General features: G+C 45.3%; 3 protein-coding genes. 2 read left to right on the plus strand and 1 reads right to left on the minus strand.

All coding sequences use genetic code 11. The features are described from left to right. Positions 1-224: 224 nt before the first annotated feature. Positions 225-1,646, plus strand: coding sequence for an amino acid permease (locus VN429_RS06690; RefSeq protein WP_325631234.1), 1,422 nt, complete (start codon positions 225-227; stop codon positions 1,644-1,646). A gap of 50 nt (positions 1,647-1,696) precedes the next feature. Next, entirely contained in the window at positions 1,697-2,749 is a 1,053-nt protein-coding gene (gene corA, locus VN429_RS06695; protein ID WP_325631237.1) for a magnesium/cobalt transporter CorA, read from the plus strand. 49 nt (positions 2,750-2,798) lie between these two features. Here corA and VN429_RS06700 read toward each other — a convergent pair whose 3' ends face one another. Then, positions 2,799-7,571, minus strand: coding sequence for a PKD domain-containing protein (locus tag VN429_RS06700; RefSeq protein WP_325631240.1), 4,773 nt, complete (start codon positions 7,569-7,571; stop codon positions 2,799-2,801). Positions 7,572-7,607 lie beyond the last annotated feature (36 nt).

Below are 7,607 nucleotides of genomic sequence, written 5' to 3' on the forward strand. Positions count from 1 at the left end.
TAATTACACTCCGAGAGGATATACGAGGACGATTATGAAAGGATTTTTGCTAAATCTATGTAATATCACGAGAAATTATCAATGGAGAGATGGTAGTGCCTTCGCATAGTGGTGAGAATTCACACTCTTGTGAAGGTCAGTGCGATTGTGCACATACTACTATAGAAAATCCAGTACCTCCTGCAGGCAGGAGAGTGGGGCTGAACCGAGGGATAAGACCCTGGATGGCAAGTCTTATTGCGATCGGGGGTATCATTGGTTCCAGTTATTACCTTGGTTCAGGATATCTCATCAGCCAGATGGGGCCCAGTGTTATTTTTCTCTATTTTATTGGTGGGTTAGTTATTTACACAGTGATGCAGTCATTTGCCGAACTGCTGGTAAACGTTCCCCGTCATGGAAATTTTATTAGTTATTCTGCAGAATTCATCTCACCCACCTGGGCAGTTGGAACCGGATGGAGTTATTGGTTTAACTGGTGTGCGTATATCCCATCTGAAGCGGTGGCAGGCGGGATCATTATGCATGTCTTCTTTGATGGGATCCCGGTAATTATCTGGGCGATTGCGTTTTTAATTCTGATAACAATTTTAAACCTGATACATGTTGGCGGGTTTGGATTTGTTGAGAGTACCCTTGCCCTCATAAAGATCATACATAATGTGGCGTTTTGTATCGTTGCAGCCCTCATTGTCATTGGTCTTGCCGGTACAGGAACCGCAGTAGGATTTAGTGTCCTCTTTCCTCCGGGCTTTACCTGGACAGATGCAATATTTCCCGCAGGATTTATGATCCTTCTTGCCAACATGGCCCTTATTCTGGTCAACTTCCAGGGCTCTGAGATCGTTGGTCTTGCAGCTTCTGAAACACAGAATCCTAAGAAAGTGGTTCCTCGGGCATGCAAAAATGTTGTCTACCGTATTCTCCGTGTAGATATCATACCAATTCTCCTTCTGGTCATGATCCTTCCCTACTCTGAAGCAAATCTTCAGGACAGTGTCTTTTCTATGGCACTTGCCAAGTACGGATTTACGGAGGTCGCAGGAATCCTGTCATTTATCGTGCTGACTGCTGCATTTTCCTGTGCCAACTCAGGGTTTTACGGAGCAGTTCGTGCACTCTACGGCCTTTCACTTGAAGGAATGGCGCCAAAAACCTTTGCAAAACTTAACAAACAATGCACCCCGATGTATGCCACTCTCTTTACCCTGCTTATCTGCTGGGCAGTGCTTGGGTTATGGTGGTTCTCAAACGGTGAAAACGAACTGTATGTATGGCTTCTCTCGGTCTCTGCATTCACCGGTGCAATCTGCTGGATATCAATCTGTTGGGCTCAGATATCTTTCAGGCGGAGAGTATACCAGCGAGGATACACAAAAGCAGAAATTGAAAGTCCATCCCCACTCTCGCCATGGATGCCACTCTTCATAGGAATTATCCTTGAAATATTCGCACTTGTTATTCTTGCTTTCAACGAGGATCTTAGAGGTTCTCTCTACCTCTCGATACCTGCAGTACTTGTTCCGATGATCATCTATTACATAGGCATGAAAACTGGCAGGTTCAAGGGTATCAAGGTTATTGAACCGGATGAACAGAGTTTTGACGAACTCTTCCCTGACAAGCGAAAACGCCAGTCAGAATAACAACACTTTTTTAGTCAGGAAGGCAACCTCCCCACAGGGCTCCTGAAATTATGCAATTTGAGCAGAATATTTCGCGTAAAACCGGCATGCCACCCGGAACGCCGATATATATCGGCGATGAGGCACCGAAAGAAACAACAATTCATCTGCTTGTGTATTCAGATCAGAATATTTCAGGGTTTGAACAGGTATCTCCAGAAGAACTAAATACTCGCATTCCGAAAGGAAGTAATGCTTGGATCTCTATAACCGGGCTTCGTGACGCAGCCCTCATCGAACAAGTATTGAATTCTTTCTCCATACATCCGCTGGTGACTGAAGATATTCTCAACACCAGGACACGAGCCAAGATCGAAGAGTTTGATGAGTACCTCTTCATCGTTATGACGCATTTTCAGAGGTCAGAGGATGAAATGCATGAAGAGCAGGTCAGCCTGATTTTAACAAACAACATCCTGATCACCTGTAGTAACTCAACCGGGATGTTTCCAAACATCGAAAACAGGATAAAACGATCTACCAGTCGTTTTAGGACAAACGGAATTGACTATCTGGCATATACCATCATTGATACAATAGTTGACGGGTATTTTTTTGTTCTGGAAGATCTTGAAGAGCGGGTTGAGGACCTTGAAGATGAGATTGTAAATAATCCAGGTAAAGAGACGATCAATCATGTGCAGGATTTCAGGCGTGACCTGATCTGGTTTAGAAGAAAAATATGGTCACTTCGTGAACTGATAACCAGACTTGAGAGAACAGATTCACTTCTTATCAAAAATACGACACACCTCTATCTTCGCGATGTTTATGATCATACAATAAAAATTGCAGAAGATGTTGATGTATACCGGGAAATGGCAGAAGGCCTTATGGAGATCTACCTTTCAAAGATCTCAAACAACACCAATGAAATCATGAAAGTGCTCACCATCATCGCCAATATTTTTATTCCGCTCACATTCATTGCCGGTGTATATGGAATGAATTTTGAGTACATGCCTGAACTCACAAGTCCATATGGATACCCCGCAGTCCTATTGGTGATGTCGATGGTAAGCGCTACAATGCTCCTTTATTTCAGAAGAAAAGAATGGATTTGAACAGGAACTAATCTTCCTGTTCGTTTCCCCTGCCAGGAAATATTTTGACTTAAATTACCTGGACTGCTTCACGAATCCGTTTCTGTGATGTTCCATCCGGACCAGTCACTGACAGAGCAACAGTGTAAACACCAGGCTGCTCATAAGTGTGAGTCGGCTCTTTGAGATCTGAAGTATCTCCATCACCAAAGACCCATTGCCATCCTGTGATCTGACCACTTGACCGATCATGGAAGGATATGGTAAGCGGACTCTTCCCGCTCCTTCCAGAGAGAGAGAAAGCTGCAACCGGCTTTTCACTCCCTGATGTCGGAAGATCTGGATCTTCCATGGTCACATTTGAAAAAGACTCATTCGTAACCGTACCTGAAGAAACAGGCGGAATTAATGGCGAATCCACAGTCTGGTTTTTCATTTCAAGTTTTTCACTGGCTTTTTCATGTGGAGAGACCCGGATCACCGTCGTTGTACTGTTCTCCCCATCAGGTCCGGAGACATGCAAATTCACAGAATAGGTTCCTTCAGACTGATAGATGTGGGTAGGGTTTTTGTTTGTAGATATGGATCCATCACCGAGATCCCAGTTCCATCCGGTAACAAGGCCGGTAGACATATCAAGGAACTTTACTGTCAGTGGTGCTGAGCCCCCCACAGGTTCTGCATAAATAATCGCTGTTGGAGGAATTTGAGGTTCAGATACGGTAATGTACCCTCTCCGTACTGCTACATCCTTTCCTCCCGGACCGGTTACAGTCTCTGTTACAGCATAGACACCAGCCCGAGTATAGGTCATAACAGGATCTTTTTCTTCACTAATAGTACCATCACCAAGATCCCAGTTCCATTCGGAAACAACTCCTGATGAAAGATCCTGGAAATGTATCTCAAGTGGGGCCGTTCCGCTCCGTTTATCAGACTTGAACCTGGCGACAGGTGCTGCGGGAACATTATCGACCGTGATCAGATCTTTCTTGATCTCAGCTGCATTGCCAGCCTGCCCAGATACCTGCAATCCTACAGTGTATACACCAGGCTCGGAATACAAATGTGACGGATTCTTATCTGATGAACTTGTGCCATCTCCCAGACTCCACTCATACTGGTTTATGGAACCTGATGATGTATCAGAGAATGATACATTCAGAGGTGCATATCCACTAACAGGTGTTGCAGTAAAACCACAGACAGGAGTCTTTATACCTTCAAGGACGGTGATGGTGCTTTTCAGACGTATCTCATCTGAACCATTCTCTCCGGCTACCACAAGTTTCACTGAGTAATTTCCTGCTGTACCATAGGTATACATCGGATTTTGTTCGTATGATGTTCCACCATCACCAAAATCCCAGGCATATCCATCAATTTTTCCACTCGGAACTGCCTGGAATGAAACTTTCAATGGAGCAGTTCCATTTATGGTATCTACAGATATGGCTGCAGTTGGCCCTGGAGGAATATTCTGCGTGGGAATCGGCTGTAAAAGTGGTGCTGATATAGTAGGTTGTTCAGACCTCGTGGATACAGGTTCAGTTACTGTAATGTATGCAGGAAGGACTTTCCTTCCCTGACCATCCGGACCATCAAGGAGGAGTGTGAGATCATATGTTCCTGGTTTATCATACGTATGAGTAGGATGCTCTTCTTCTGAACTGGACCCATCACCAAAGAGCCATTCATATCGATCTGCTTTCATTGCTGAATTACTGGTAAACGATACAGTCAAAGGAGCAGAGCCAACTGTCCTGTCAGTGGTAATAAGGATACCATGAGACTCGGAAACTGGTTCAGGTTTTTCCTGGATTTTTGTTGGAATGATTTCAGGAATAACCGGGAGTTCGGTAATCTTGGGAGTGATAGTACTCAGTTGAACAGGCTGAGTTTCAGGCACTTCATTATCGGAGTGCGGGATAATGAGGGCAGAAGTTGGTGATTCAACTGCTAAAGATGGGGTTGGTTCTGGTTTGAGGCTGACAACGATCTGCTCATCAGTTCTACTCTCTCCTGCCGGCCCTTTTACGATTAATGATGTAGTGTAGACGCCAGGATTCTGGTATGTATGAACAGGATTCAAATCAGATGATGTGGTGCCATCACCAAAATTCCAGTTACGTGTGGAAACAGCTCCAGTGGAAGCATCTATGAACGATATGGTGAGTGGTGCAGTACCATACTTCGGATCTGCAGTAATGACAGCTTTCGGCATTGAAGTCGATGAAGTTACCAATATCATAGAGATGTCAGATTTCTGAGAACCCTCCGGAGTGGTAATTGTCAGAGAGGCTGCATAATTTCCTGGTTTAGTATATGTATGTGAGGGATTCTGATCTGAAATTCCAGTTCCGTCGCCAAAGTCCCATTTCCACGAAGATATTTCCCCAACAGAGGTATCACGGAATCTTACTGTTAATGGGGCAGAACCTTCATTATTTGCTGTACTGAACTTTGCAACCGGTTTTTTCTTTACAGCCGGAGCCGGTGTAACAAGAAGTTTCTGCGGTTCTGAAATAACCGATGGGGTACTACTTACAACAGGGGCAGGAGTTATGAGCGAGGTTGGGAGCGGAGTTATGGGTTCACTCACAATAATCCCTTTCTCAGAATGGCTTGAACCACCAGGACCACTTACCGTTAAGACTGCATGATACGAACCGGCAGCAGAATATGTGTGTACCGGGTTTTTGTCAGACGAACTGCTGCCATCACCAAATGACCAGTTCCAGGAACTGATATTGCCAGTAGACATGTCAGTAAACGAAACGCTCAATGGAGCGATTCCTTCACTCACATCAGGAGTGAACGATGATACCGGGGACACGGCAGGTTCATGTACAATAATACCTTTTTCTGAGTGGCTTGAACCACCAGGACCACTTACCGTTAAGACCGTCTGATACGAACCAGAAGAAGAATATGTATGAGTCGGGTTCTTTTCAGATGAACTGCTGCCATCACCAAATGACCAGTTCCAGGAACTAATATTCCCCGTAGATACATCAGTAAACGAAACACTCAATGGAGCGATTCCTTCACTTATATCAGGATTGAACGAAGAAACCGGAGCCACAGTAGGTTCACTCACAATGATCCCTTTCTCAGAATGGCTTGAACCACCAGGACCACTTACCGTTAAGACCGCCTGATATGAACCGGCAGCAGAATATGTGTGCACCGGGTTCTTGTCAGCCGAACTGCTGCCATCACCAAATGACCAGTTCCAGGAACTGATATTGCCAGTAGACATGTCAATAAACGAAACACTCAATGGAGCGATTCCTTCACTTATATCAGGAGTGAACGAAGAAACCGGAGCCACAGCAGGTTCACTTACAATAATTCCTTTTTCTGAGTGGCTTGAACCACCAGGACCACTTACTGTTAGGACCGCCTGATACGAACCAGGAGAGGAATACGTATGAATCGGGTTTGTTTCATGAGAACTACCACTGTCGCCAAAAATCCAGTTGTAGGATGAGATGCTGCCAGATGACATATCCATGAAAGAGACTGTCAGAGGGGCATCTCCTGATACGATATCAGTAGAGAATCCTGCTTTCGGAACTGATAGTGGTTCATTCACAACGATGACCTTTTCAGTATGGCTCTCTCCAGCAGGTCCCTTGATGGTAAGTCTGGTCGTGTACGTCCCTGCCTTTGTGAATGTGTGAGTTATATCAGACTCTGCCCCGCTGCCCCCATCACCGAAATCCCATGTTCTTGTAGTCACATCACCGGTAGAAGTGTCAGTAAACCTGACCAGAAGAGGAGCAGCCCCGACAGTTGTGTCTGTGGATATGATAGCCACTGGTGGCTCAATAAGGTCAGTGACCGTGACCATTGCTGGTATCGCAGCATTTGCACCACCATCTGGACCAGATATCGTGAGGGAGACATCATATACCCCGGCCCGGTTATATGTATGAACGGGATTCTGTTCATCAGAACTGGTTCCATCACCAAACGTCCAGAGCCATGAATTGATCCTTCCTGTAGAATTATCAGTGAATGCGACCATCAGTGGTGCAGAACCGGTTTTAGGCTGAGCTTTCACTGACGCTTCAGGCATAACTGCAACCTCTATCGGTTCCTTACTTTCCGTTGTATTTGAACCCTGATTCCCTTTAACAGTCAATCGAACTTTGTATTTTCCTGGGAGTGTATATACATGCTCAGGTGAGGCAAGGTCTGATGATGTCCCATCACCGAAATCCCAGGACCAACTAGTAGGGTTCCCCGAAGAATTATCAGTAAACCGAACAGCAAGTGGGGCAAGTCCACCATTTACTGACGGTGTAAAGTCAGCGAGGATCCCAGGAGTTAACAGCTCAAGAAGATGAGTTTCTGACGTCCCGATATCTGACGTTGAAGTAGGAATAGGAGTTGAAACCGGAGATTCTGTTGGCAACGGGGTCAAAAGTTCAGTTGGAGTATTAGTGGGAGTAGAAGTTGGGAATGACAACATTTTAGGGCTTATCGTCTGGACCGGTTCCTTGGAACGGGTAGATACCTGTGCTTCTGACACTTTTACGTACCCAAGTCTGGTCTTCATGTCAGAACCTGCAGGGCCCGTTACACTGAGCGAGACAGAGTAGATGCCAGGACTTGTATAGATATGAAGGGGATTCTGCCCGGTATCATGCGTGCCGTCACCAAAATCCCAGTACCATTCATCAGGAGATCCGAGGCTGATATCAGTGAATTGAACGGCCACTGGTGCAGCACCCGATAAAGCTCCAGCCCTGAAATCTGCAATAACTGACTGATGCCCGTTCTCACTTACTATAGAAGAACTATCTGCAAGCGATACTCCAGAAATAATTCCCAAAAAACATATCAGAAATATAAATCGAACAACTCCTCC

The sequence above is a fragment of the Methanospirillum sp. genome, from assembly GCF_035560735.1.
In the GTDB taxonomy this organism is placed as follows: domain Archaea; phylum Halobacteriota; class Methanomicrobia; order Methanomicrobiales; family Methanospirillaceae; genus Methanospirillum.

What these genes read in the sequence shown, in the direction of transcription:
- VN429_RS06690 (WP_325631234.1), top strand. Translation starts at nt 225, where the DNA reads ATGGCAAGTCTTATTGCGATCGGGGGTATCATTGGTTCCAGTTATTAC.
- corA (WP_325631237.1), top strand. Translation starts at nt 1,697, where the DNA reads ATGCAATTTGAGCAGAATATTTCGCGTAAAACCGGCATGCCACCCGGA.